Origin of the sequence: Paraburkholderia sejongensis (assembly GCF_020880815.1) — a bacterium.
GTDB lineage: Bacteria > Pseudomonadota > Gammaproteobacteria > Burkholderiales > Burkholderiaceae > Paraburkholderia > Paraburkholderia sejongensis.
In genome coordinates this window covers 478,843-503,548 of record NZ_JAJITD010000003.1, presented here as the reverse complement: position 1 = coordinate 503,548, position 24,706 = coordinate 478,843, and the positions used below count along the sequence as shown (strand labels likewise).

Annotated in this window: 22 protein-coding genes; 12 read left to right on the top strand and 10 right to left on the bottom strand. The window is 65.1% G+C overall.

Annotated features, from left to right (window positions below; translation table 11 throughout):
* Positions 1–181 precede the first annotated feature (181 nt).
* The 3 genes from LJ656_RS08415 to LJ656_RS08405 form a co-directional block, all read right to left on the bottom strand.
* The gene (locus LJ656_RS08415) at positions 182–1,354 is read right to left on the bottom strand and encodes a glycosyl hydrolase (protein ID WP_230508805.1); all 1,173 of its coding nucleotides are present in this window, start codon (positions 1,352–1,354) and stop codon (positions 182–184) included.
* A 128-nt stretch (positions 1,355–1,482) separates the two neighbouring features.
* Positions 1,483–2,739, bottom strand: coding sequence for a lipopolysaccharide biosynthesis protein (locus LJ656_RS08410; RefSeq protein ID WP_230508804.1), 1,257 nt, complete (start codon positions 2,737–2,739; stop codon positions 1,483–1,485).
* Positions 2,740–2,885: 146 nt separating this feature from the next.
* Complete coding sequence (locus LJ656_RS08405; protein WP_268998540.1) at positions 2,886–4,043, bottom strand: glycosyltransferase; 1,158 nt, start codon at positions 4,041–4,043, stop codon at positions 2,886–2,888.
* 482 nt (positions 4,044–4,525) lie between these two features.
* On the opposite strand from LJ656_RS08405, the gene LJ656_RS08400 reads away from it, so the two are divergent.
* The 4 genes from LJ656_RS08400 to LJ656_RS08385 all read left to right on the top strand — a co-directional run bounded on the left by LJ656_RS08400 (position 4,526) and on the right by LJ656_RS08385 (position 8,834).
* The gene (locus LJ656_RS08400) at positions 4,526–4,708 is read left to right on the top strand and encodes a hypothetical protein (protein ID WP_230508802.1); all 183 of its coding nucleotides are present in this window, start codon (positions 4,526–4,528) and stop codon (positions 4,706–4,708) included.
* A gap of 401 nt (positions 4,709–5,109) precedes the next feature.
* The gene (locus LJ656_RS08395) at positions 5,110–6,201 is read left to right on the top strand and encodes a glycosyltransferase (protein WP_230508801.1); all 1,092 of its coding nucleotides are present in this window, start codon (positions 5,110–5,112) and stop codon (positions 6,199–6,201) included.
* A gap of 139 nt (positions 6,202–6,340) precedes the next feature.
* The gene (locus LJ656_RS08390) at positions 6,341–7,426 is read left to right on the top strand and encodes an acyltransferase family protein (RefSeq protein WP_230508800.1); all 1,086 of its coding nucleotides are present in this window, start codon (positions 6,341–6,343) and stop codon (positions 7,424–7,426) included.
* 250 nt (positions 7,427–7,676) lie between these two features.
* Complete coding sequence (locus tag LJ656_RS08385) at positions 7,677–8,834, top strand: GNAT family N-acetyltransferase (RefSeq protein ID WP_230508799.1); 1,158 nt, start codon at positions 7,677–7,679, stop codon at positions 8,832–8,834.
* Positions 8,835–8,858: 24 nt separating this feature from the next.
* Here LJ656_RS08385 and LJ656_RS08380 read toward each other — a convergent pair whose 3' ends face one another.
* The 3 genes from LJ656_RS08380 to LJ656_RS08370 form a co-directional block, all read right to left on the bottom strand.
* Positions 8,859–10,043, bottom strand: coding sequence for an AI-2E family transporter (locus LJ656_RS08380; protein ID WP_230508798.1), 1,185 nt, complete (start codon positions 10,041–10,043; stop codon positions 8,859–8,861).
* 69 nt (positions 10,044–10,112) lie between these two features.
* Entirely contained in the window at positions 10,113–10,700 is a 588-nt protein-coding gene (locus tag LJ656_RS08375; RefSeq protein WP_230508797.1) for a hypothetical protein, read from the bottom strand.
* Between the two features lie 100 nt (positions 10,701–10,800).
* Positions 10,801–11,274, bottom strand: a complete 474-nt coding sequence (locus LJ656_RS08370) for a glycine zipper family protein (protein WP_230508796.1) — start codon at positions 11,272–11,274, stop codon at positions 10,801–10,803.
* A 158-nt stretch (positions 11,275–11,432) separates the two neighbouring features.
* On the opposite strand from LJ656_RS08370, the gene LJ656_RS08365 reads away from it, so the two are divergent.
* The 5 genes from LJ656_RS08365 to LJ656_RS08345 all read left to right on the top strand — a co-directional run bounded on the left by LJ656_RS08365 (position 11,433) and on the right by LJ656_RS08345 (position 16,680).
* Positions 11,433–13,028 carry a DUF3300 domain-containing protein gene (locus LJ656_RS08365; RefSeq protein ID WP_230508795.1) on the top strand — a complete coding sequence of 532 codons (1,596 nt, stop codon included), beginning with the start codon at positions 11,433–11,435 and terminating at the stop codon, positions 13,026–13,028.
* A gap of 29 nt (positions 13,029–13,057) precedes the next feature.
* Complete coding sequence (locus LJ656_RS08360; protein WP_230508794.1) at positions 13,058–14,032, top strand: DUF2950 domain-containing protein; 975 nt, start codon at positions 13,058–13,060, stop codon at positions 14,030–14,032.
* 71 nt (positions 14,033–14,103) lie between these two features.
* The gene (locus LJ656_RS08355; RefSeq protein ID WP_230508793.1) at positions 14,104–14,511 is read left to right on the top strand and encodes an RT0821/Lpp0805 family surface protein; all 408 of its coding nucleotides are present in this window, start codon (positions 14,104–14,106) and stop codon (positions 14,509–14,511) included.
* A gap of 8 nt (positions 14,512–14,519) precedes the next feature.
* Positions 14,520–14,705 carry a DUF2964 family protein gene (locus LJ656_RS08350; RefSeq protein ID WP_230508792.1) on the top strand — a complete coding sequence of 62 codons (186 nt, stop codon included), beginning with the start codon at positions 14,520–14,522 and terminating at the stop codon, positions 14,703–14,705.
* A 151-nt stretch (positions 14,706–14,856) separates the two neighbouring features.
* Positions 14,857–16,680 (top strand): SulP family inorganic anion transporter, encoded by a 1,824-nt coding sequence (locus tag LJ656_RS08345; RefSeq protein ID WP_230508791.1) that lies wholly within the window; start codon positions 14,857–14,859, stop codon positions 16,678–16,680.
* A 36-nt stretch (positions 16,681–16,716) separates the two neighbouring features.
* Here the strand turns inward: LJ656_RS08345 and arcC are convergent, their stop codons facing one another.
* The 4 genes from arcC to arcD form a co-directional block, all read right to left on the bottom strand.
* Complete coding sequence (arcC, locus tag LJ656_RS08340; RefSeq protein ID WP_230508790.1) at positions 16,717–17,652, bottom strand: carbamate kinase; 936 nt, start codon at positions 17,650–17,652, stop codon at positions 16,717–16,719.
* 123 nt (positions 17,653–17,775) lie between these two features.
* On the bottom strand, positions 17,776–18,786 hold the full coding sequence (locus LJ656_RS08335) for an ornithine carbamoyltransferase (RefSeq protein ID WP_230508789.1): 1,011 nt from the start codon (positions 18,784–18,786) through the stop codon (positions 17,776–17,778).
* 56 nt (positions 18,787–18,842) lie between these two features.
* Positions 18,843–20,096, bottom strand: coding sequence for an arginine deiminase (gene arcA, locus LJ656_RS08330; RefSeq protein ID WP_230508788.1), 1,254 nt, complete (start codon positions 20,094–20,096; stop codon positions 18,843–18,845).
* A gap of 15 nt (positions 20,097–20,111) precedes the next feature.
* Positions 20,112–21,476 (bottom strand): arginine-ornithine antiporter, encoded by a 1,365-nt coding sequence (gene arcD / locus LJ656_RS08325; protein WP_230508875.1) that lies wholly within the window; start codon positions 21,474–21,476, stop codon positions 20,112–20,114.
* Between the two features lie 461 nt (positions 21,477–21,937).
* Between arcD and LJ656_RS08320 the strand changes: the two genes are divergently transcribed.
* From LJ656_RS08320 to LJ656_RS08310, 3 genes are all read left to right on the top strand, one after another.
* A complete protein-coding gene (locus LJ656_RS08320; protein ID WP_230508787.1) occupies positions 21,938–22,885 on the top strand; it encodes a lactate/malate family dehydrogenase in 948 nt (315 codons plus the stop codon).
* Positions 22,886–22,995: 110 nt separating this feature from the next.
* A complete protein-coding gene (locus LJ656_RS08315; protein WP_230508786.1) occupies positions 22,996–24,474 on the top strand; it encodes a DASS family sodium-coupled anion symporter in 1,479 nt (492 codons plus the stop codon).
* 55 nt (positions 24,475–24,529) lie between these two features.
* Positions 24,530–24,688 carry a hypothetical protein gene (locus LJ656_RS08310; RefSeq protein ID WP_230508785.1) on the top strand — a complete coding sequence of 53 codons (159 nt, stop codon included), beginning with the start codon at positions 24,530–24,532 and terminating at the stop codon, positions 24,686–24,688.
* Positions 24,689–24,706: the final 18 nt, after the last annotated feature.

Genomic DNA, 24,706 nt, shown 5'->3' with positions numbered 1-24,706 from the left:
AGACTTATTCGTGAATTGATTTGCGACGCGTCATATAAGGAGACGCAATCGTGATGGGGCGTGTCACAACGGCAATGTAAGTTCTGGAAATATTAACGAGGCAATAAGTGCAAGTTGGTTCGGAAACGCACAAGACTCGTTTTTTTTACTGCATCGGTTATGCAAAAACGGTAATCGTTGCTTACGGGACCGGTGTCAGATAGACGCCGGATAAAAAGCGTTCGGACACGGGAACGGTCGCGGTGTATGCCTTGATCGCCGCGGCGAGCCGAGGTCTGATCAGATTGCGGTGATAGTCGTATATCGCATAGGTATCGCCTTCGCCGTTTGCCGGATCGCCGTTGCGCACGACGAACCAGAACGCCTTTTGCACCGCATTACTGCTCATCAACAGCTTCAACTGTTCGAATGCGCTTGTCATGCCGGCATCTGTGTTGTCCGTGCCGCTATTGGTTTCCGTGATCCAGAGCGGCTTGGTGCGGTTCGGTGTGAGCGCCGCGAGCGTGGTGATGATCGCTTGCACCGTCGTCACATACACGTCGCTTTTGAAATATGGATGGATGTCCACCACGTCGATTACGGCATTGAGCGGACTGCTCGCCGCAGCCGTGTGGTTCCCGAGTGCCTGAAGAAGATCGGTTGCCTGAATGAAAGGAGCATGATCCGGCGGCTTCCACCCGGCATTCGGATAGGCGGAATTATAAAAATAGGAAATTCCCTGGCTGTGCAGAACCGCGTTGTAACCGAGCCGCTTCTTGCTGTCGAGAACTCGCTTCGCTTCGATATAGAGTTCCGTTTCACGCCGGGGAATGTAGCCGAAGATGCCATTCACATCGCCGTAAGAGGGATCGTCGATAGAGAATCCCCAGTTCAACTCGTTGAACAACTCGATGTCCGCCGTATAGGGCAGCACGATGTCCATCAGTGCGCTCAGATATCTGCTGAAGACGGCATCGCAGAAGTCGAGCCGCGGCGACGCCTTGCGTGGCCGGTTCACGACGCCGGGGCACTGATATGCGCCCACAGGCGCCAACATGCCCACCTGGAACAGGATCTTCATTCCGCGCGCGCGAGCGGCATCGAGAAGCGCCTTGGTGAACGCGACCTTGCCCGGCTCGAGCGTACTGCCCTGACTCATGAAGTCCCAGCTCACGCCGAGACGAACGGTGCCGACGCCTAGCGCCCTGATCAGGTCCAGATCCTTCGCGCACTCGTTCAACGCCGCGCGATCCACGGACCAGGGGTTGCAGTTCACGGCCATCGCAAAGCGGTCCGGACCATGCCCGGTTGGCGGGGGCTGCAACGCCGCCAGCTTCGCTGCGTGGCGCGCGCCGGCAGGCGTGCCGGCCGTCACCGCGGCCGCCGGCGGAACCGGCGCGGCCAGGTGCAGCAGCGCGAGACCCGCAACGCAGTACTTTTTCAACCGGCGAGCGACGACCGGCGCCGCGCGTGGCGATCTCGCAATTGCTGTAAAGAGACAATTCAGCCTCCCCATGTTTTACCCAATTGCGCGCCTTTGGGGCTCCGGTGATTTCCGCCTCTTGCGACTTCATACGCGTAGTAGATTCCGATGCTTGCGACGAGCGTGCCGGAAACGCTGAGGAGTGCGAGGACCAGCATCAGATCCAGCTTGAAAACGCTGGTCGCGGCAAAGATGATGAAAATGCTCGCGGCGTTCATCGTCTGGAACACCACATCGAACTTTTGCCGGCGGAAAACCGTGAAAACCTGAGCGAGGGTGCCGAACAACGCCATCGCGAGAAAATACGGCGCGAACACCAGATAGATATGCAGCGACGGTCGCCACAGATCACCCATCTTGAAGTTGATGATGAGCGCGAGGCCGACATAGCCGGCGAGCAGCAGCACGACGGTGAGAGGCATCAGAATCATCGAAAAAGAAGCGACTGGATTGCGCTCGTTCGCGGCGTTTCCGCGTCCGACAAAATCGATCAGATCGCGGCGGAATACGGTGCCCAGGCTTTGTCCGAGCAAAGACGCGGGAAAATACCCGATCCGATAGGCCAACGCGACAACGCCGGCGTCGTGCGGCGCGAACACGAGCGGCATCAGCATCGCAATCGAGTAGATGACGATCGATTGAAGCAGCGTCGCGGGCAGCGAAAACTTCGCGTAATCGAGCTGGAGCTGGGAAAACCTGAAGCACTCGCGCGACAGCAACGAGCGCGCATCGAACAGGAAGCGCAGCAACGGCGGCACGGCCGACGCGAAAAACAGCACGCTGTATAGCGCGAATACCTCCACGCCTTTCCATGCGTGTCCGCCCACGCTCACGAGGACGATAAATAGTGCGGTGAACGCGAGATTGGGAAATGCACGCTGCGCCGCGATGCTCGCGTATTTGCGCTCGCTCGCCAGCGCCTGGGAGAGCGCCTGTTGAAAGAACACCCCCGCGGCGAGTACGACGCTCGACGCATAAGCCCAATGTCCGCTAACGAGCGCGGCGCCGGCGAGCAATAGCGCGATGGCCGTGGCAACGCAGATCGAACTGACCAGTGCATGAACGACCTGCTTTCTGTCCGCTGCCATGCAGGCAACTTCGAGCCGCAGGCCGAGCAATGAACCCGCGAAGAAGCCGATCGCGGTCAACTGGCTGAAATAGCCAAGCTCGTCTGGGCCGCAGAACTTGCCGATCAATATGATCGCGACGAAGCTTGCGATCTGGCTGAAAAAGACGCCTGCGATGCTTAGGACCGAATGCTTTACATTGACGATCATCTGGTATTGAGGTTCCGTTCGGGAAAATCGCATGTCGGTCACTGCGGGAACCGGGGGCGCAAACCCCATCGTGGAAAACGGCTGCGAGAAGCCCTTTCCCACGAGTTCGTGTCGCAACGGCTGGTCTGGCTAGTGCGGTGTTGTCTTTACACCGTCTGATCGGGATTTGGCTGGACTTCCCTGGGGCTTGCGGCGAGACGCTCCCTCGTTCCCTTGCCGAGGTTTTCCCTGGCCGTTTCGTAGAGGTTCAGCCAGGTGCAAAAAATGGTGTCCATCGAAAATTTGGCGATGGCCAGTTTCCGCGCGGCGTTGCCCATTTTTTCCCTGAGTTCACGGTCGTCGCGCAAGTCGGCCAGATAGCGGGCCATCTGTTCTTGCGTCGAAGCGACGAAACCGGTAACGCCGTGAACGACTACGTCGCGATTGCCCACCACATCGGTCACCACCGCGGGGATACCCGCGACCTGAGCTTCGATGAGCGCGACAGGCATGCCTTCCCAGCGCGAGGTCTGCACGTAGATGTCGAGTCCCGACACCAGTTCCAAAGCGCGCGAGCGCGTGAGCCAGCCGCTGCACGTGAGCGCCGAACTATCGCGTTCTTCCTTCAGGTCGTCGCGATTGCCGCCGATCCACAGAAACCGCGTGCTCGAATCGTGCAGCGTATTCGCAAGCGCAATGAACATCTCATGGTGCTTCTGAAACGAAGGGCGGCCGTTCATACCGATGACGATGTCGGTATCTTCGCGGACCCGGCGCACCGGAATGCTTTCGATGTTGACGCCGTTCTCGATCAGCGCCGCGTCTTTCACATGCATCCCGCCTTTTATTTCGTTCAATTCGCCGGGCGAGCAGGCGACGACGGTGCCTCCCATCAAGGCCGCGATCCGCTCGAACATAAGAAAGGCGAGTCGCCTCCCACGGGAAACGTCGCTGCGCAGGAACGCGAGACCATGAGGCGAATAAAAGATCCTCGCGTGTTGCGAAGCGATGCGGGCGGCCGCCCGGCCCAGCACGCCCGCTTTCGACGAGTGCAGATGAATAACGGTCGGATCGCAGCGCCGGATGTGTGCTGCCATTTCCCACATGCTCAGCCAATCATTCTTCGGATGAACTTCGCGGCACATCGACACGTGGACGAGGTCGATGTCTGGATGGAATAGTTCGCGGAAGTTTTTCGGCGTCTCGGGTCGGATCGAAAAAAGTACTGTGACTTTTGCACCGGTCGCCGCGGTACGGTTGCACAGTTCTGTGAGCATCGAGAGGACGCCGCCCCCGAATGCCTCCGTAATATGAACAACTCTCATGTGCCTCCCGCGCTGAATTGACGAGGTCCAGTTATTAACCGGGCAAGGTTTTGTCGTTTATCATTGATACGGAACCGGCTTACCCTGGGCATCACACGCACCCGGCCGGCATCGCGCGGACACGCGCAATGTGCCTTTCAAGTGGGACGGGAGCTGCGTGGGTTGCTCAGGTAACTGTTACGGTATGACGTTTGCAATCGGTATTTCTGGGCCACGATAGAAGTTCAGAATCCACGGCTCTGTGCGGAAACCCACATCGATCCCTAAATCGAATGTATTACGATTGGAATTGCGGGCAATATTCGCGGACAGCGAATTGGTTTAAGATTTTTTTCGTGGTTAAAAATAACAACTGACAAAAGCGGCCAATCAAGAGGGCATCCGGTCTGCGTCAATACGCGGGTTCGTAATTCCACTGCCGGGGCGTTTTCGGCGGGTAGTGCAAGATCGTTCGCTTCATTGCGGGCGTGGCGAGGTGCAACATGGTAGATGGTCCGGCATGGCGGAAGATTCAGCGCGCAGGTTCAATTGCCTGGGTGCTATTGCTGTTTCTCACTGTGACCATCAGCATGTGGGTGTTTCAGAGTGTGGGACGGCTCATCGTCAAACTCAAACGTGCGCCGCTCAAGCGCGCCGATTCTCTCGCCGAACCGCCGAATAGCTGAGAGCTGCGCGATTCATATTTCAATCGGGAAATCGGCACGCACACGTTTGCGCGCGAGAGTTCTCTCGTCCGCTGTTTTCCAATCCCAACTCGCACCCTCTCCAAACTGCCGCCCAGCGCCTTTTTGTTTTGCCTGAACGCAAAACGGTCCGCCGCGCGCCTGCGAATCGAATGTGCATCAGGTAGAACTTGGTGTGCGTTTGCGCACGGAGCCGGTAAAAATGGAATGCCAGTCTACGCGTGCCTGCCGAATGCTTCGGAAGGCGAACCAAAAATACGTAGACCACGAGGCCGACCATGGAAGAACGCGCACTGCAATTTCCGCAATCGAATGGTTCCACGGCGATTGCCGTGATAGTCGTAACGTGCCCGCTCGCGGCCTGACATCGTCCAGTCAAGCAGATGAAAAACGCACTGTTTCTGATGCAGGACATCAGGGGTGGGGGCGCGGAACTCGTCACGCTGAATGTGGTGAGCGGAATCGTTGCGCGCGGCGGTGACGTGCGTATCCATACGCTCAATCACAGGCGCGCGGATCACGCGCTTCCGGAGAACCTCGCACGCGCGGGAAACTCGGTGTTCGCCGCACGCGGAGGGCGGCCGCTGTCGCTGTGGCGCGCACTGCGCGAGGCGGACGTGGTCGTCGGCTCGCTCGAGATCAAGACGCATCTGGCCGCCGTGCTGCTCGGCGCGATCTTTCGCAAGCCCGTCGTGCTGTGGCTGCACAAGGACCTGACGGTTTTCCTCGAAAACAAGGGCAGCGCGCAGCGCGTGATCTATAAAACGCTGTTCGGCCTGAACCTTCGCTTTGCGCGGCAGACCATCGGCGTGAGCGAAGGCGTAGCACAAAGCCTGCGCACGATGTTCCCGCGCCACGCTTCCCGTATCGCCTGCATCTACAACCCGATCGACATCGCGCGTATCGACAGTCAGCTCGAGCGCGCGCCCGCAGTCGCAGCGTGGATGCAAAAGCCGTTCGTACTCTCGGTCGGGCGTCTCACCAGTCAGAAAGGCTTCGATCTGCTGATCCGCGCGTTCGCGGTGGTCGCCGGGCGCGTTCCGGAAGTGGATCTGGTCATCCTCGGCCAGGGTGAGGAGCGCGCGGCACTGGAGCGGCTCGCGGCGCAGCTAGGCATCGCGCAGCGCGTGCATCTGCCCGGTTTCGTCAGTCCGCATCAGGCGATGGCGCGCGCTTCCCTCGTGGTTGCGTCGTCGCGTTTCGAGGGTTTGTCGCAGGTGCTGATCGAGGCGCTCTATCAAGGCGCGCGCATCGTCTCGACCGATTGCCCGTCCGGGCCGCGGGAAGTACTCGATGGCGGTCGTCACGGCACGCTGGTCGCCAACGGCGCGGTCGCCGATCTGGCCGACTCGATCGTGCGGGAGCTGACGACGGCCGATACGCACGGCGCGAAAGCGACGCGCCGCGCGCGCGCCAAAGACTTCTCGTTCGATTGCATCGTGCCGCAATGGGAGCGTCTGCTGGGCCGTGTTTGATCCGTGTTTGATACGTGATTGACACGTGTTTGCGCATCGAAACGAGCGCGCGCTGAAAGAAACTTCCGGCTGCCTGTGGACCGCTGACGTAACTCCCGCGCGCCGACGCGCGGCACATCCTTCCTGCTGCGAGATGCCCATGGCTGAAGCTAGCGTTAGAACCAGAACGACCATTCCGTGGCTCGACGCCGTGCGGTTCGCGGCGGCGTTGATCGTCGTGCTTTACCACTACACCGCGTACGACTTGCGCACGGGGATCTACCCGGTGACCCGCTATGGCAACCTCGGCGTGCCGCTCTTTTTCATCATCAGCGGACTCGTGATTGCGATGAGTCTCGAGGCGGCCGCGACGCCCGTGCGCTTTCTCGTCAACCGCGCGACGCGCCTGTATCCCGCGTTCGTGGTGTGCTCGGCGATCACCGTCGCGTACGTCGCGTTCTTCACCAGCGGTCCGTTCTTTACCGTGCGCGACGTGCTCGTGAATCTGACCATGTTCGGCGAGCTGCTGCACGGGCGGCTGATCAACGGCTCGTACTGGACGCTCGCCGTCGAATGGGTCTTCTATCTGCTGATGTTCGGGCTGTGGTGCGGGGCCGGGCGGCGCGCGCTGCCGCTGTTCCTGTGGGCGTGGCTGGCTATCTCCGCGGTGGGCATCTGGGTGCCGCTCGGCGCGCTGCCGCGCGCGCTCGTCTCGCACTCGGCGCCGTTCTTCATCGCGGGCGCGGCACTGTACCTGATCTCCACGGGCAAAGGCGGCAGGACGATGCCGGCGCTCGTCGTCGCGAGCTTTCCGGTCGCGCTGTACTGGACGCTGTACAAGCTGGACGACGGGCATTTCCCCGAGCCGCCGTCGCAGTGGGCGGTGATCGCGGTCATTACCGCGTGCTATCTGCTGGTTGCCGCGCTGGCGCTGCGGCCGCGCTGGACGCGGGCGGGGCCGGTGATCGTGCAATTGGCCGGCCGCGCGAGCTACCCGCTTTATTTGTTGCACGAGACGATCGGCGCGCAGGTGCTGCATCGTTTTTACCGGCCCGGCGCATCGGGTGTGCTGCTCATTGCAGTGCTGGTCTGCGCGATGGTTGCCGCGTCGGTTGCGCTCGCCGTGCTGGTGGAACAGCCGCTGATCGACGCAATAAAACGGCGGCTCGCCAGCGGCAGGGGCAGGGGCGAGGCCGTGGCACACGCTGCGCCGACGGCGACGCCGGCGCAACAGGATCTGCAATGACGGCGTGTATGCGCAAGCGAACGACTGGCGATTCGCGAACGCAGGCGCGCAACCCGGACATTCTGTTGTCCTCCCTTTTATTCGTTCGCCAGCACGCCGGACGCACGTTGCCCGACGCCAACGCAAATCGCGAGCGCGGCAGTGCGGCCGATCGTCAACCCATCGATGCGGAGATAGCGTGACCATGGCAACACAGTTCGTAACCGCTCTGTCGCATGCCGCGCAAGCGGGCCGATTCACTCACGAAATCGTGTCCGTTGATTCCATCGACGGGCTCGGCGCGTTGCGCGGTGTGTGGGACACCTTGGCCGCTCAGGCGGACAATCCGTCGTTATGCGAGGGCTACCCATACTGCGAACTGGCGGCATCGATAGCCTTCGAGCAACGCATGGCGGTGCGGGTGCTGCTGCTTCGCGAGGGTCACGACCTGGTCGCGCTGTGGCCGTTCGTGATCGAGCGCCGCGCGCTGCTGCGGGTCGCGCGGCGCCTGACCTGCGGCGCGCGCGAGGAGTACGGCCAGCCGCTCGTCAAACTGGGTGTCGGCGACGACATCTGGCCGGCGCTCATGACCGCGCTCAAGCGGCTCGACGCCGATCTCGTCGAAGTAAGCCGGGTCGCCAACGGCACGAGGCTGCAGGCGGCGCTCGACACCGCGCCGCAATCGCGTGCGCATCGTCTGCTGCCATCGAGCAAACGCGGCCACCCCGGATACGCAATCGGCCTGCGCGGATTTGCGAGCTTCGTCGAGTTTGAGAACGCATCGTTGTCGTCGAGGTTTCGCCAGGTTTTGCGCAAATGTCGCCGGCGGCTCGAACAACTCGGGCCCGTCGAATCTGGTTGGTGCGATACGCCCGAGGAGACCACGCGGCTGCTCGGTTGGATCATCGAACAGAAGCGCGCATGGGCCGCCGCGCGGAGCATCGAGAACGAGTACCTGGAGGATGACCGGATCGTCGCGTTCTTCTCGCGGCTTGCGCAAAGACTGGATTTGTCGAAGACGCCGCTGGTCGCTTTTCTGAAGGTGGACGGTTTGCCGGTCGCCGCGTCGTTGAACATGGTCGGTGGCCAGACTCTGGAGGGCGGCGTCACGACTTACGATCCGGCATTCGGCGAATATTCGGTCGGCTCCCTGCACCTGTATGACCTGCTCAAGTGGGCGCATGCGCGCGGGCTGGATTTCGATTTGCGTCCGGTGCACGTCGACTACAAGGAGCGTTGGGCGACTCACCGTAGCTGGCACGAGACACGGGAGCTGCTGATCACCGCGCGCGGCCGGCTGGTCGACGTCGCACACCTGCACAACTACGCGCAACGAGGCGCGCGCAAGCTGCTGCGTGAGACGGTGCGCCGGATGCGGCCCGCCGCGAAAGCCCCGGAAGCCGCGAAAGCCGCGCAGCCCGGCAAGTAACCGGCGCGGCCGGCGGGGCGGCCGTTACTCCTCACGCGGCGCGGCATCCTCTTTAACACCGGCGGGCTCGGCGCTGACCCGGGCGGGGCCGGCCGCGCGCTCGAACGCCGCCGTTCGATTCGTGGCGCCGACCCAATCCAGCAACAAATGATAAGTAACGGCCAGCAGAACCGGCCCGACAAACAATCCGACCGGCCCCATCGCAATCAATCCGCCGATCACCCCGGCCAGAATCAGCACCAGCGGTAACGCGACAGCGCGTTGAATCAGAAGCGGCCGCAGCACATTGTCGAGCGTCGATACGCACACGGCCCACACCAGCAGCACCGCAGCGGTAATCCGAAAGCCGTGCAGGAACAGCCAGATCACCGAGCCGAGCATCGGCAGCAGCGGCCCGAGCTGCACGAGGCACAGCACCAATATCAACGCGCTGAGCGCGCCCGCAAACGGCACACCCGCCAGCCAGATCCCCGCCGAAGCGAGCGACGCCTGCACCAGCGCGGTGACCACGACACCGAGCGCGATCGCCCGGATCGACTGCCCGGTCAGATAGACGACGCCGGCACCGCTATCGGGCGCGACCCGCACCGCCAGCGCGATCAGCAACGCCACCATCGCTTCGCCCTTCGCATACAGGAGCCCGCACACGATGATCATCAGCAGCAGGTGCAACGCCAGTTCGCCGACCACGCCGATATGCAGCAGCAGCCATTTCGCGGCGACCGCGACATAAGGCTCGATACGCGCGAGCAAGCCGCCGGGCCCGGCCTCGGACAGCCGCTGCCATTCGAGCGTCACAGGCTTCAATACGCGCATGCTGCCGAACCAGCGCGGCGGCGCCGGCAGCGTATCGTTCGGTAGCCCCTGCACGAAGCGCATCACGTCGTCCGCGCGGTCGGCGAGCGTATAGACCGCGCCGAACGTCGGAATGCAGATCACGACGATCTCGAGCAGCAGCATCACCGACACCGCGAGCCAGCGCCGGCCGCCGAACGCTTGCTGGAGCCTGAGCATCAGCGGCCACGTGGCGACCACGATCGTGCTCGCCCAGATCACCGCGGGCACGAACGGACTGACGATATACAAACTGCCGCCGATCAGCGCGACCAGCACGCCGCCGGCGACCAGAATCCGCGCGAGGTCGAACGAGCGCAGCCTGGCCTCGCGCGGTGCCGCGGGCTCGCTGGGGCGCTGGGCCGGGTCGTTCATCGTGGTCGCCGCGACTCCGGTTCGGATGGCGGCCGGGGCCGGATGTCAGCGGCGCGTACCCCCGCGCAGCTAATTGGCGGCCTTCGGTTCGACCGAAATGGCCACCGCCTCGTTGTAGACCACTTCGAGCTGGTCGCCTTTCCTGATCCGCTTCAATTGTTCGGGATCCTCCACGACCAGCTGTACCGAGTTGCCTTGCGGCCCTTTCAGTGTGAGCGTGCCGCTGTGGTGATCGACCGCCGTGACGTTGGCGATCACCGTCACTTCCCGCGCGGCCGAGCCGCCGGGCTTCGCGCCGAGCGCCGCGCGCTCGATCGACTCGGTCGCGTTCGCGCTCGGCGGCGTATGGGTCTTCTTCAGCGTGACGGTCACCGCCTGCGAGTATTCCGCGCTGACCTTGTCGCCGAGTTTGAGCTGGTCGAAGTTGCGCGCTTCCTCGCCGACCACCACCTGCACGACCCGATCTTTCGCATCCTTGAGCCAGATCGTGCGGGTCGACGGTTCGATACCGACGATCGTCGATACCGATTTGACCGTGCCGGTGACGGTCACCTTGCCGGGTTCGCGTTGCGTGGTCACTTGCGGCGCGTCCTGCGCAAACGCGGTTTGCGCCGCGCACAGGAACGCCGCCGCGCAAATCAGTCGGCCGTATTTCATGGTGTTCTCCTCGATTGCCGCACAGACGTCGTCCGCGCGGTCACAGTTGACGCCACGCGCGGGACGGCACGAGCGCGCGCACCGCGCTTTAGCGGACCGTCTAGTGGACCGTGTAGCCGCGCCCCTGCATACACGCAGCCCAGGCGCGATTGAAGGTGTCCATCGCGCCTTGCGTGTTCGCCTGGCTCTGCGCCGCCTGCGCGCGCCGGTTCTGCCGCGCGCGCGAGCCGCCGACCACGGTGCCGGTCGCCGCGCCGATCGCCGCGCCTTTGCCCGCGTCGCCGGCAATCGCACCGATCACCGCGCCGCCGGCCGCGCCGCGCGCGGCCCCGCCCAGCCGCTCGCCGCCGCCGACCGCCGGTCCCGAAGGCGGCGGAGGCGCATTGGCGACCGCGGTCGGATCGACACCGGTATTGCTTTTCGCCCACGAATAACAGGCGCCTTCGTCCTGTTGCTGCTTCTGCGCGCTCTGGCCCTTCGCCGGGTACGCGATGGGCCGCGCCTGACCGATGCCCTCGAGCGGCAGCGCGACGCTCAACGCTGCAACCACCAGATACTTCGTCACCTTTTTCACGACAGCTCCTTGCGTGAACGCACGCGGGTGCGGGTCGTCGGCTGCCGCCCGGCGCATCGCGCGCACAGCATGGCAGGTTCGCTTACATCATGGCGCGCGCGCCGTGACCGGCGCATCGGACCAAGGTCGTATTGGCGGCAACACGCGGCGCTGGTGAAATGATTTCTGAAAAAGTGCAGGTATCGTTTCGGTCGCCGCGCTTCGCGGTCTCGTCGAAAATGCAACGCGCGGTGCCGGCCACGCGTGAGGGGGAAATAGCGATGGAGCGCATCACGCATGCTCTCGAACGGATCGTCCCGCTCGCGAGGTCCGCTTCGGCGCCCGGCGGGCGGCCGGCGGTCAACGCGGCGCAGCGCCCGTGCAAGCCGGCAGCGCGTTTGGACACGGCGCGCGGCGCGCTCACGCTGACCTTATGCGCGGCGCTGTGCGCTTTCTCCGCGACCGCGCTGTTCAGCGCGGCCGCGCTCGCCCAGGCGCCGGCCGCCAACGTCGGCGCGGCGCCGGCACCGGCGTCGCCGGCCGAACTGGACAAGCTGGTCGGGCCGATCGCGCTGTATCCGGACGACCTGATCGCGATCATCCTGCCGTCCGCGACCTATCCGGTCGAAATCGTTCAGGTCGACCGCTTCCTCGATCAACGCAAAAGCAACCAGTCGCTCAAGCTCAACGACTCCTGGCACGACCCGGTGAAGGCGCTCGCCAATTACCCAGACGTCGTGAAGAAGATGAGCACCGATCTGGACTGGACCATCGATCTCGGCGAAGCGGTGGTCGCCGACCAGGGCGCGGTGCTCGAAGCGATCCAGCGCTTTCGGCGGCAAACGCAGTCGGCCGGCAATCTGAAATCCGACGACAAGCAGGTCGTGGTGGTCGAAAAAGAGGTGATCAAGATCCAGCCGGCCGATCCGCAGGTGATCTACGTGCCGCAGTACAACCCGACCACAGTCGTGGTCGCCGGCGCGCCGGCACCGTATGCGTACTATCCGGCGCCGTACCCGGCCTATTACTACCCGTACGCGCCCGGCGCGGCGCTCGCGACCGGTCTGATCTGGGGCGCCGCGCTCGGCGCCGCGTGGAGCGGCGGCCACTACGAAGCGCACTACGGTGGCGGCGGCAACAACAACATCAATATCAACCGCGAGAACAACTTCGAGCGCAACGTCGATCGCGGCGACCGCACCGTCAATCGGGGCGACCGCGGCAACATCAACACCGGCGACGTGAATCGCTCGGGCGGGAACCGCACGACGTCCTGGACGCCGGACAAGAAGCCCGGCCAAGTCAGCGGCATCGCCGATCGGTCGACGCGCACGCAGCGGGTCGGCGATCCGCCCGCGCGCGGCAATGCGGGCGGCGGCAATGCGGGTGGCGGATTTGCCGGCGGCGGCGCGGGAGCAGGGGCAGGGGCAGGCAATCGCGCCCAGGCCACCCCGCGCAATGCGTCGATGAGTCCGCGCGAACAGACGCCGCGCGCTTCGCAGACGCCGGCCTCGCGTGGCGAGGGAGGCCGCGGCGATGCGTTCAGCGGTTACGGCTCCGCGCGCGACACGCAGGCCAATAGCGCGCGCGGCGCGGCGAGCCGGCAGTCGTTCTCGGAAGCGCGCGGCGGCCAGGCGCCCCGTGCGTCGGCGGGCGGCGGCGGCTTTGGCGGCGGAGGCGGCGCGCGCGGCGGCGGGGGCTTTTCGGGTGGCGGCGGCGGTTTTGCGCCGCGTGGCGGCGGCATGGGCGGCGGTCGCGGTGGCGGCCGGCGTTGAGGAACCCTGAACGACGAGAGGCGACGACGATGACCAAGCGCATCATCAGCGGCGGCAACCCGGGCGCGCGCAACGCGCCGCTCGTAAGCCGGCTAGTCGCGTGGGCCGCCACGCTCGCCAGCGCGGCACTCTTCGCGTTGGCGCTGCCGCATCACGCATGGGCCGCCGGCCAACGCACGTTCGCCACCCCGGAGGATGCGGTCGCCGCGCTCGCCGACGCGCTGAAAACCGACAACGAAACCGCGCTGGTCGAGATCTTCGGCGACGCGCACAAGCGCCTCGTCGTGTCGCCCGATCACGCGGAAAACGAAGCGAACTGGGCGAACGCTAGCGCCGAACTACAGGCGTTCCACGCGCTCGACGAAGCGGGCCCCGATCGCCGCATCCTGCTGGTCGGCAATGAAGCGTGGCCGATGCCGATTCCGATCGTCAAGGAAGGCGGCAGCTGGCGCTTCGCGACGGAGCTGGGCGAGGACGAGATCATCAATCGGCGCATCGGCGCCAACGAGCGCGCGGCGATCAACGTGCTGACCGCGTATCTGGCCGCGCAGCGCGAATACGCGTCGCGCGCGCGCAACCACGACGGCGTGCTCGAATACGCGCAGAAGCTCGCCAGCACGCCCGGCAAGCAGGATGGCCTGTACTGGCACACGGATGCGAACAGCGCCGAGGAAGCGAGTCCGTTCGGTCCGCTGGTCGCCGCGAGTTCGGAGTATCTGAAGGGCCACCGGGCCGGCGATCCGTACCGCGGCTATCACTTCCAGATCCTCACGAAGCAGGGTCGCCACGCGCCCGGCGGCGCGTTCAGCTACGTGATCAACGGCCATATGCTGGCCGGCTTCGCGATGGTCGCGTATCCGGCCGAGTACGGCACCAGCGGCGTGATGACCTTCGTGGTCAACAACAACGGCGTGATCTATCAGAAGAACCGCGGCCCGCATGCGCCGCCGATCACCGAATTCAATCCGGACAGCACATGGCAGCGCGTCGACGATCATTTGTGAGCCGCACGCCCGTCGTCGCGCTCGTGGTTCGCCACCGCCCGCATCCGCTACCGATTCCGAGGAGCCCATCCATGTCATTGCTGTCATTGCGATCTCACCCGGCCGCGCGCGCGGTCCTCGTCTGTTGCGGCGCGCTGGCGCTGCTCGGCGGCGCGGCCGCGAGCCATGCGGCCAACCTGAACTTTCTGAAGGACACGCCGGTAACCTACATGCGCGAGGCCGACCGCAAAGCGCTCAATAGCGCCGCGCAGAAGGCGTTGGAACAAGGTAAGGATGGCGAATCGTTCGACTGGAGCAACGCCGGCACCGGCAACCCGGTGACGATCTCCGGCACGGTGACGCCGCGCGATACGTTGAAGCAGGGCGACCGGACCTGCCGGCACGCGACCCTCGTTGCAACCGCGAAAGGGCAGACGCAGACGTGGATGCCGACCGTCTGCAAGACCGGCGACGGGCCGTGGAAAATCCTGCGCGAATGACAGCAATCATGGAACGCGTGGAAGGCAGGATCGTGCTCGCGGCGATTGCGATATTCATCGCGTTGGGCGGCATCGCGTCGGCGATTCGCGGCTTGCTGTACGAGGACAGCTCTCTGGTGCGGATCGGTGCGCTGGCGATGGTGCTCGGCGTCGCGGGCTTCGTGATCCTGCTCAATCCGTGGGCCAACAAGTGAATCGTTTCCCGCCGCCGGCTGCACGTTCGGGCCGGAACGGCCGGGATTGTTATCTGCGTCAGTTGCGCGACATGACGATGCCGGTGTCGATCGACAGGCTCGACGGGCTCGCCGCGCCGACGCACGCCGCCCGGCGGACAAGGAGGGTGCGATGGCGCAACCGCGAATCCCCGTCGCCCCAATCGACAGTCACGCGCCCGCGCGCGGCTGGCGCGCGATCTTGCCGCCCGCGCAATGGCTGCCCGACTATCGGCCGCAGTGGCTGGCCGCGGACGCGCTCGCGGGTCTGACGCTGGCGGCCTACGGGATACCGGTGTCGCTCGCCTACGCGACGTTGGCCGGTTTGCCGCCGCAATACGGGATCTACTGCTATCTGGCCGGCGGCCTCGCGTATGCGCTGTTCGGATCGTCGCGGCAACTGGCGATCGGGCCGACTTCGGCGATCTCTATGCTGGTCGGCGTGACTGTCGCGGACATGGCGGCCGGCGACCCGCTGCGCTTCGCGGCGATCGCCGCGCTCACCGCGCTTCTGGTCGCGGTGATGTGCGGGTTCGCGTGGCTGCTGCGGCTCAGTTCGCTGGTCAACTTCATCAGCGAGACGATCCTGCTCGGCTTCAAGGCCGGCGCCGCGCTGACGATCGCGTTGACGCAACTGCCCAAACTGTTCGGCGTGAAAGGCGGCGGCGAACAGTTCTATGAACGCATCGCGGTGCTGGCCGCGCAGCTTCCCGATACCCATGTCGCCGTGCTCGGGTTCGGTCTCGCCGCGCTCGCATTGCTGCTCCTCGGCGAAAAGTTCTTGCCCGGACGGCCGGTGGCGCTGGGCGTCGTGGTGCTGTCGATCGTGCTGCTGTCGGTCACGCCGCTCGGCGCGCTCGGCTTCCAGGTCGTCGGCGCATTGCCGCGCGGTTTGCCTACCTTGCAGTTTCCGCCGCTGCACGTGCGCGACGTCGACGGCATCGTGCCGCTCGCGTTTGCCTGTCTGCTGCTGTCGTATGTGGAAAGCGTGTCGGCCGCGCGCGCGATCGCCCAGCAGCGCGGCTACGAGATCGACGCTCGCCAGGAGCTGCTCGGGCTCGGCGCGGCCAATCTCGCGGTGGGGCTGTTCCACGGCTATCCGGTCGCGGGCGGGCTGTCGCAGTCGTCGGTCAACGACAAGGCCGGCGCGCGCACGCCGCTCGCGCTGGTGTTCGCGTCGGCGGCGATCGGGCTGTGCCTGCTGTTCCTGACCGGTCTGCTCGCGAATCTGCCCAACGTCGTGCTGGCCGCGATCGTGCTGGTCGCGGTCAAAGGGCTCGTCGACGTGCAAGCGTTGCGGCATGTCTGGCGCGTGAGCCGCTACGAGTTTTTCGTGTCGGCGGTCGCGTTCGCCGCGGTGTTGCTGCTCGGCATTCTGAAGGGCGTGATCTTCGCGGTGCTCGCATCGATGCTGCTGCTGATCACGCGCGCCGCGCATCCGCACGTGGCGATTCTCGGCCGCATTCCGGGCACGCGTCGCTATTCGGATCTCGAACGTCATCCGGAGAACGAAGCGGTGCCGGGCGTGCTGATTTTCCGGGTCGAGTCGTCGCTGTTCTATTTCAATTGCGACAACGTGCGCGCGGCCGTGTGGCGGAAAATCCGCGCGAGCGCGGCGCCGCTCGGGCTCGTGATCTGCGATCTGTCGAGTTCGCCGGCGGTCGATCTCGCCAGCGCACGGATGCTCGCGACGCTGCACGCCGATCTGGTCAAGGCGGGGATGCGGCTGCGGATCGTCGCCGCTCACGCGGGCGCGCGCGACATCCTGCGCGCCGAGGGGCTCGAACAGCAGGTCGGCGCGTTGGGGCGGCGCGTCGGTGTGGATGAGGCGATCGACGCGTTTTTGCACGACGTGGCGCCGCGCGGTGCAAGCGCGGGGACAGCGGTTACGCCGGACGCACGGGGCACCTCGGGCACCTCTGGCACCTCTGGCACCTCTGGCACGCCGGCGGCATAACCCACGCGCCGCGCGCGGGACGCGGCGCGCTACGCGTTACGGGTAGTACCGGATACCGGGCTGCGCGATGCTGACCCGGGTGCCCGCTTCGTTGTGCGTAATCGCGACGATGTCGGACAGCGCGCCGATCACCGCGTCGCGCCCGGTATTGCGCGCGAACTCGCAGGCGGCCATCACCTTCGGGCCCATCGAACCGGCCGCGAAGCCGAGTTTTTCCAGCTCGTCCGGATGGGCCTGCGCGATCGCTTTCTGACCCGGCTTGTTCCACTCCACATACGCGGCGTTCACATCGGTTGCGATCACCAGGAGATCCGCGTCGAGTTCCTGCGCGAGCAGCGCCGCGCACGCATCCTTGTCGATCACCGCTTCGACGCCGTGCAGCTTCTTGTGAGCTTCGTCGTACATCGTCGGAATGCCGCCGCCGCCCGCGCAGATCACGATGGTGCCGTGCTCGAGCAGCCATTTCACCGGGCGGATCTCGAAGATGTGCTTCGGACGCGGACTCGCGACCACGCGGCGGAACATGTCGCCATCGGGCGCGATGCTCCAGCCTTTTTCGGCCGCGAGGCGCTGCGCTTCGTCGCGCGGATACACCGGGCCGATCGGCTTGCTCGGGTTCTGGAACGCGGGATCGTTCGCGTCGACTTCGACCTGGGTCAGGATCGTCGCGAACGGCACCTCGTACGGCAGCAGGTTGCCGAGTTCCTGTTCGATCACGTAGCCGATCATCCCTTCCGTCTGCGCATCGAGCACGTCGAGCGGATAGCCGGGCACGTCCTTGTAGGCGGCGCCCTGCAACGCCAGCAGACCGACCTGCGGCCCGTTGCCGTGCGCGATCACCAGTTCGTTGTCCGCAGCAATCTGCGCGATCTGTTCGGCCGCGAGCCGCACGTTGTCACGCTGGTTGTCGGCGGTCATCGGTTCGCCGCGGCGCAGCAACGCGTTGCCGCCGAGCGCAATCACCATTCGCATGATTTACCCCTTTTTTTGCAGTGCTTTTTGCAGTACAGACGTGGCGGGCCGCGTGTCGCGCCGCGGCCGCCCGGTGGAGGGCATCGCGCAACGCGCACGCGGCCGGAACCCGCCTCGTGACCGTTACAGATCGGCGAGCGTCGAGACGAGAATGGCCTTGATCGTATGCATCCGGTTTTCGGCCTGTTCGAACGCGAGATTCAGCGGCGACTCGAACACCTCTTCGGTGACCTCGACGCCGTTTGCCAGATGCGGATATTTCTCCGCGATCTGCTTGCCGACCGTGGTCTCGCTGTTATGGAACGCGGGCAGGCAGTGCATGAACTTGGCCTGCGGATTGCCGATCGACTTCATGATGTCCATGTTGACCTGGTACGGCAGCAGCTGGGCGATCCGTTCGCCCCAGGCCTCGACCGGTTCGCCCATCGACACCCACACGTCGGTATGCACGAAGTCGGTGCCCTTGACCGCTTCCTTCGGGTCTTCGGTCAGCAGCATGCGCGCGCCGCTTTCGTCGGCGAACCGGCGGCACTCGGCGATGTGCTCCTCCGACGGCCACAGGCTTTTCGGCGCGGCGATGCGCACGTCCATGCCGAGCTTCGCGCCGATCAGCAGCAGCGAGTTACCCATGTTGTTGCGCGCGTCGCCGAGATACGCGTAGCTGATCTGGGTCAGCGGCTTGTCGGTGTGCTCGCGCATGGTCAGCACGTCGGCCAGCATCTGGGTCGGGTGGTATTCGTCGGTGAGCCCGTTGAACACCGGCACGCCGGCGAATTTCGCGAGGTCCTCGACGATTTCCTGGCTAAAGCCCCGGTATTCGATCGCGTCGTACATCCGCCCGAGCACGCGGGCGGTGTCCTTCATGCTTTCCTTATGGCCGATCTGGGACGAGTGCGGATCGATGTAGGTGACGTTGGCGCCCTGATCGTACGCGGCGACTTCGAACGCGCAGCGCGTGCGCGTCGAGGTCTTCTCGAAGATCAACGCGATGTTCTTGCCTTTCAGGTGCTGTTGCTCGGTGCCGGTGTACTTCGCGCGCTTCAGGTCGCGCGACAGGTCGAGCAGGTAACGCAGTTCACGGGTGGAGTGATGCATCAGGCTCAGCAGGCTGCGGTTGCGCAGGTTGAATGCCATGTCGGTTCTCCAATGCAGGTTCGGAAAGACTGCGCTGAATGCGGCGGGCGATGCGCTCAGTAGTCTACCGGGTCGCGAATGATCGGGCACGTCATGCAGTGGCCGCCGCCGCGGCCGCGCCCCAGTTCGCCCGCGGTGATCGTGATTACCTCGACGCCCGCCTTGCGCAGCAGCGTGTTCGTATAGGTGTTGCGGTCATAGCTGATCACTACGCCCGGTTCGATGCAGACCACGTTGTTGCCGTCGTCCCATTGCTCGCGCTCGGCCGCGAACGCGTTGCCGCCGGTCTCGACGACGCGCAGCTTCGGCAGCCCCAGCGCTTCGCCGACCACCTCGACGAACGGCTTGTCCTCGCGCCGCAGGCTGAGCTTCGACGGGCTGTCGTCGGGGCGCACGGTGAACGGCACGATCTCCTTGACCACTTCCGGGAAGATCGTCACGAGGTCGCGGTCGCAGAAGCTGAACACGGTGTCCAGATGCATCGCCGCGCGCGACTTCGGCAGGCCGGCCACGATCACGCGCTCGGCGCCGCCGCGCGCGAACAGCTGCTGCGCGAGCTGGCCGATCGCCTGGCGGCTGCTGCGCTCGCCCATGCCGATCAGCACGGTGCCGTTGCCGATCGGCATCACGTCGCCGCCTTCGAGCGTCGCGTTGCCGTGATCGGCATCCGGGTCGCCGTACCAGACTTCGAAGTTCTTGCCGGCGAAGTCCGGATGGAACTTGTAGATCGCGGCGGTCAGCAGCGTTTCCTGGCGGCGCGCCGGCCAGTACATCGGATTGAGCGACACGCCGCCGTAGATCCAGCAGGTGGTGTCGCGCGTAAACAGCGTATTGGGCAGCGGCGGCAGCACGAAGCTGGAATAGCCGAGGTAGTCGCGGAACATCTTCAGCGTATTGGTTTCGCTGGTATCGGGGATATCCTCGGCCGCCACGCCGCCGATCAAAAACTCGGCGATCCGCCGCGGCTCCAGTCCTTCGAGCCACGCGCGCACCTCGCCGGCGAGCGTCACGCCGACCGTGTTGTCGCGGATCTTGCGGTCGAGAATCCACTTCAGCGCCTCGGGCACGCGCACGGTTTCGGTCAGCAGGTTGTGCATCTCGACCACGTCGACGCCGCGCTCGCGCATCTTGGTGACGAAGTCGAAGTGATCGCGCTTGGCCTGGCTGACCCAGATCACGTCGTCGAACAGCAGCTCGTCGCAATTGCTGGGCGTCAGGCGCTGATGCGCGAGTCCCGGCGCGCACACCATCACCTTGCGTAGCTTGCCGGCTTCGGAATGTACGCCGAAACTCGCCGTTTCCGTGCTCATGCTTTTCTCCTCGAATCAGAGGGTCAGAAATCCCTTGTACAGACCGAAAGCGGCGATCAGCGCGGCGATGATCACCGCCGCGAAGACGATCGTTTCGATGCCGGTGAAGACCGGCTTGCCGGCCTCGCGTTTGGCTTTCGCAAACAGCAGCACGCCGGGCGCATAGAGCAGCGCCGACAACAGCACGTATTTGACGCCGCCCGCATACAGCAGCCACAGCGCATACACGACCGCGATCGCCGAGATCAGCAGGTCCTTGTTGCGCTCGCGGCCGTCCTCGTAGGTTTCGCCGCGCACCGCCAGCAACAGCGCGTAGGCGGCCGACCAGAAGTACGGCACGAGGATCATCGAGGTCGCCAGATAGATCAGCGACAGATAGGTGCCCTTCGAAAACAGCGTGACGATCAGGAACAGCTGGATCATCCCGTTGGTCAGCCACAGCGCGTTGGCCGGCACGTGGTTGGCGTTCTCCTTGCGCAGGAATGCCGGCATCGTGTGGTCGCGCGACGCGGAGAAGATGATCTCCGCGCACAGCAGCACCCACGACAGCAGCGCGCCGGCCAGCGAAATCACGAGGCCGACGCTGATCAGCACCGCGCCCCAGTGGCCGACCACCCGTTCGAGCACGCCGGCCATCGACGGATTTTTCAGCGCCGCGAGTTCGGGCTGCTTCATCACGCCGAGCGACAGCAGGTTCACCAGCACCAGCAGCAACAGCACGCCGACGAAGCCGATCACGGTCGCCTTGCCGACGTCGCTGCGTTTTTCGGCGCGCCCGGAGAACACGCTCGCGCCTTCGATGCCGATGAACACCCACACGGTCACCAGCATCATGTTGCGCACCTGGCTGCCGACGCTGCCGAGCTTCGGGTTCTGCAGGCCCCAGACGTCGGACGTGAAGGTCGACCACTTGAACGCGAACACGCAGATCAGAATGAACAGCGCGAGCGGCACCATCTTCGCGATTGTGGTGATCACGTTGACGGCCGCCGCTTCCTTGATGCCGCGCAGCACGAGGAAGTGCACGCTCCACAGCAGCACCGAAGAGCACACGATCGCGAGCGGCGTATTGCCTTCGCCGAACACCGGGAAGAAAAAGCCCGCGGTACTGAACAGCAGAACGAAGTAACCGACGTTGCCGAGCCACGCGCTGATCCAGTAGCCCCAGGCCGAGCCGAAGCCCATGAAGTCGCCGAAGCCCGCCTTCGCATACGCGTAGACCCCGCCGTCGAGATCGGGCTTGCGATTGGCGAGCGCCTGGAACACGAACGCGAGCGCCAGCATGCCGACCGCGGTGATCGCCCAGCCGATCACGACCGCGCCGGCGTCGGCGCTGACCGCCATGTTCTGCGGCAACGAGAAGATTCCGCCGCCGACCATCGAGCCGACGACCAGCGCGGTCAGCGCGCCGAGCCGCAGCTTGTTCGCGGAGGCGGAGACGGCCGCGCCCGAGGCGGCCGGGGAACCGTGGGCGGAGGTCGGATCGGACATGGATGGTCTCAGGGCTGCGCGCAACACCGGGACGGTCGCCGAACTTCGTGCGCGATGCGATGGCTCGGCGATCTGAATCCGCGACCCGACATGTGCAGGCTCCCCTTGGTCTCATAACTTTTCTGGCCTCGTAAGCGCGACGTGAACTCGGGGGAGTCGCCTCGCGTCGTCGCAGAGGGCGCGACGCGTCGAGTGTCATGCACCAATTTGGGCTGCCCGGCACGCTCGTGCAATAAGACCTTGGTCCGATACGAGCCCCCTCCCGATCGCATCGCATTTGCACAACGACGGAGGCAGACATCGCGCGGCGCTTCGGGCATCATTAGGGCCAGACAAGACGGAGGCATGCGATGCGGCAACCGAAAATCGTCATGGTCGGCGCAGGTCTCGTCGGCGGCTCCGCGGCGCTGTTCATCGCCGCGGCCGTGCCGAGCGCCGAGATCGTCATCATCGACCTGGAGCGGATACGCGCGGAAGGTCAGGTGCTCGACCTCGCTCACGCCGCCGCGTTCTGGGGGCATAGCGGCTTCGTCGCCGGCGACTACGAGCACGCGCGCGACGCCGACATCATCGTGATCACCGCCGGGGCCGGCGTGAAACCCGGCCAGACCCGCCTCGACCTCGCCCGCACCAATGCGCGGATCGCGCTGGAGATCGTCGAGCACACCGCGCCGATCGCGCCCGACGCGATCTATCTGGTCGCGACCAATCCCTGCGACGTGCTGGCCGGTGTGATTTTCGACCGGCTGCGCTGCGCGCCGGAGCGCGTCATCAGCACCGGCACCTCGCTCGATACCGGCCGTCTGCGTTCGCTGCTATCGGAGCGGCTCGGCGTGGTCGCGCCGGCGATCCACGCTTACGTGCTCGGCGAGCACGGCGAATCCGCGCTGATCGCGTGGTCGGGCGCGGCGGTGTGCGGGATGCCACTGGAAGTGTTTCTGTCGCGCAGCGGCAAGGAGCTCGGTCCGGCGAGCCGCGATCTGATCCTGCGCTCGGTGCACGAAGCGGCCAAGCTGATCAAGGAAGGCAAGGGCGCGACCCACTATGGAATCGCCAGCGCGATCGGGCGGATTTGCGAAGCGATCGTGCATAACACCGACCTGATTCTGACCGTCGGCACCGTGCAGGGCGAGGTGGAAGGCGTGCCCGACGTGTGCCTGTCGTTGCCGATGGTGATCAATGGCCGGGGCGCCCGCCTGCTGGCGCCCCCCGCGCTCGATGCCGGCGAGCAGGAAGCGTTGCGGCGCAGCGCGCTGATCGTCAAGGAAGCAACCGGCAAAGTATTGGGCGGCCCCTGAGCGCTCGCGCAGCGCCGCCCTTACATCACCAGAACTACCTCATCAGATCCACCACGACCCTCATCGACCCTCAACGACCAAGGCGCCGAGCGCGGCGCGACGAGGTGTATATGGCTCCAACCCCCGCCAAAACTTCACCGCCCACCAGCTCGCCTTCGCCGCGGCCCGCGTCGTCGCCCGGCAGGTTCGCGAACGCGTGGAAATACCTCGTGCCGGTCGCCATCGGCGTCGTGCTGTGGCTGCTGCCCGCGCCCGATGGACTGCCGCCGAAGGCATGGCACATGTTCGCGGTGTTCGTCGCGACCATCGCCGGGATCATGACCGCGCCGCTGCCGATGGCGGTCGTCGCGATCATCGGCGCGACGCTCGGCGTGCTGCTCGACGTGCTGACCTTCGCCGACGTGACGCGCTCGACCGGCACCGATCTGGTCTGGCTCGTGATGCTGGCGTTCTTCATCTCGCGCGGCGTGATCAAGACCGGCCTCGGGCGGCGCGTTGCGCTGCTGTTCATGCGACTGCTCGGCAAACGCACGATCGGGCTTGGTTACGGGCTGGTGCTGACCGAGCTGGCGATCTCCCCGGCGATGCCGAGCATCACCGCGCGCGCCGGCGGCGTGATGCTGCCGATCACCCGCTCGATCTCGGAGGTGCTCGGCAGTCACGCCGATGACCCCGAATCGCGCGGCAAGGTGGGCACCTATCTGATTCTGTGTGCTTTCCACGCGAACATCGTCGCGGCCGGGATGTTCATCACGTCGATGGCGGGCAACCCGCTCACGGTGAAACTGGCCGCCGACCAGGGTGTGTCGATCAGCTGGCTGGACTGGGCGGTGGCCGCGTCGGTGCCCGGCCTCGTGTGTCTCGCGCTGATTCCGCTCGCGATGATGTGGATCGCGCCGCCGCAGATCCGCAATACGCCCGACGCGATCACGCTCGCGCAGCGCGAACTCACCGCGATGGGGCCGATCTCCGTCAACGAAATTCTGATGGCGGTGATCTTCGTTGCGCTGCTGGTGCTGTGGGTGTTCGGCGAGCAATTCAACATCGGCGCGACGCTCGCGGCGGCGCTCGGGGTGTCGCTGCTGTTCATCACCGGCGTGCTCACGTGGCAGGATGCGCTGAACGAGAAATCGGCATGGGACACGATGATCTGGATCGGTCTGCTGATCATGCTCGCGTCCAAGCTCAACGAGTACGGGATGGTCGCGTGGTTCGGCAAGGAATTCGGCGCGCATCTGCAGGGCTTTCCGCCGCTCGCGGTGTACATGCTGGTCGCGGCGATCTACTTCTACATCCACTATTTCTTCGCGAGCGCGACCGCGCATATCAGCGCGCTGTTTCCTCTGTCGCTCGCGCTGATGGTGGCCGCCGGCATTCCGCCGTTCACCGCGGCGGTCGCGCTCGGCATCATCAGCAACCTCAATGGCTGCCTGACCCAGTACGGGATCGGCTCCGGTCCGGTGATGTTCGGCGCCGGCTATGTGTCGCAAGGGCGGTGGTGGAAGGCGGGCTTTCTGATGAGCCTGATCTATATGGCGGTGCTGCTGGTGATCGGGCCGCTGTGGTGGCGGGTGCTCGGGCACGTTTGAGCGGCCGGGCGTTTTAATGTCCGGGCGTGGCGCGCGAGGTCGAGGACGGCGGCGCGTGGTCCGCGGGTGCGGCGCCGATAACCGAAACGTCGGGCTACTGTCGCGCAACGGCAACGTAGCCACCGCGCTCGGCGCGACCGCCGGCTTCTTCCTGCTGGCCGCGCTGATCGTGCTGTTCTTCATGCGCGAGACGCGCGGGCAGGCGCTGTCCTGACGGCGCGACGGCCGGCGC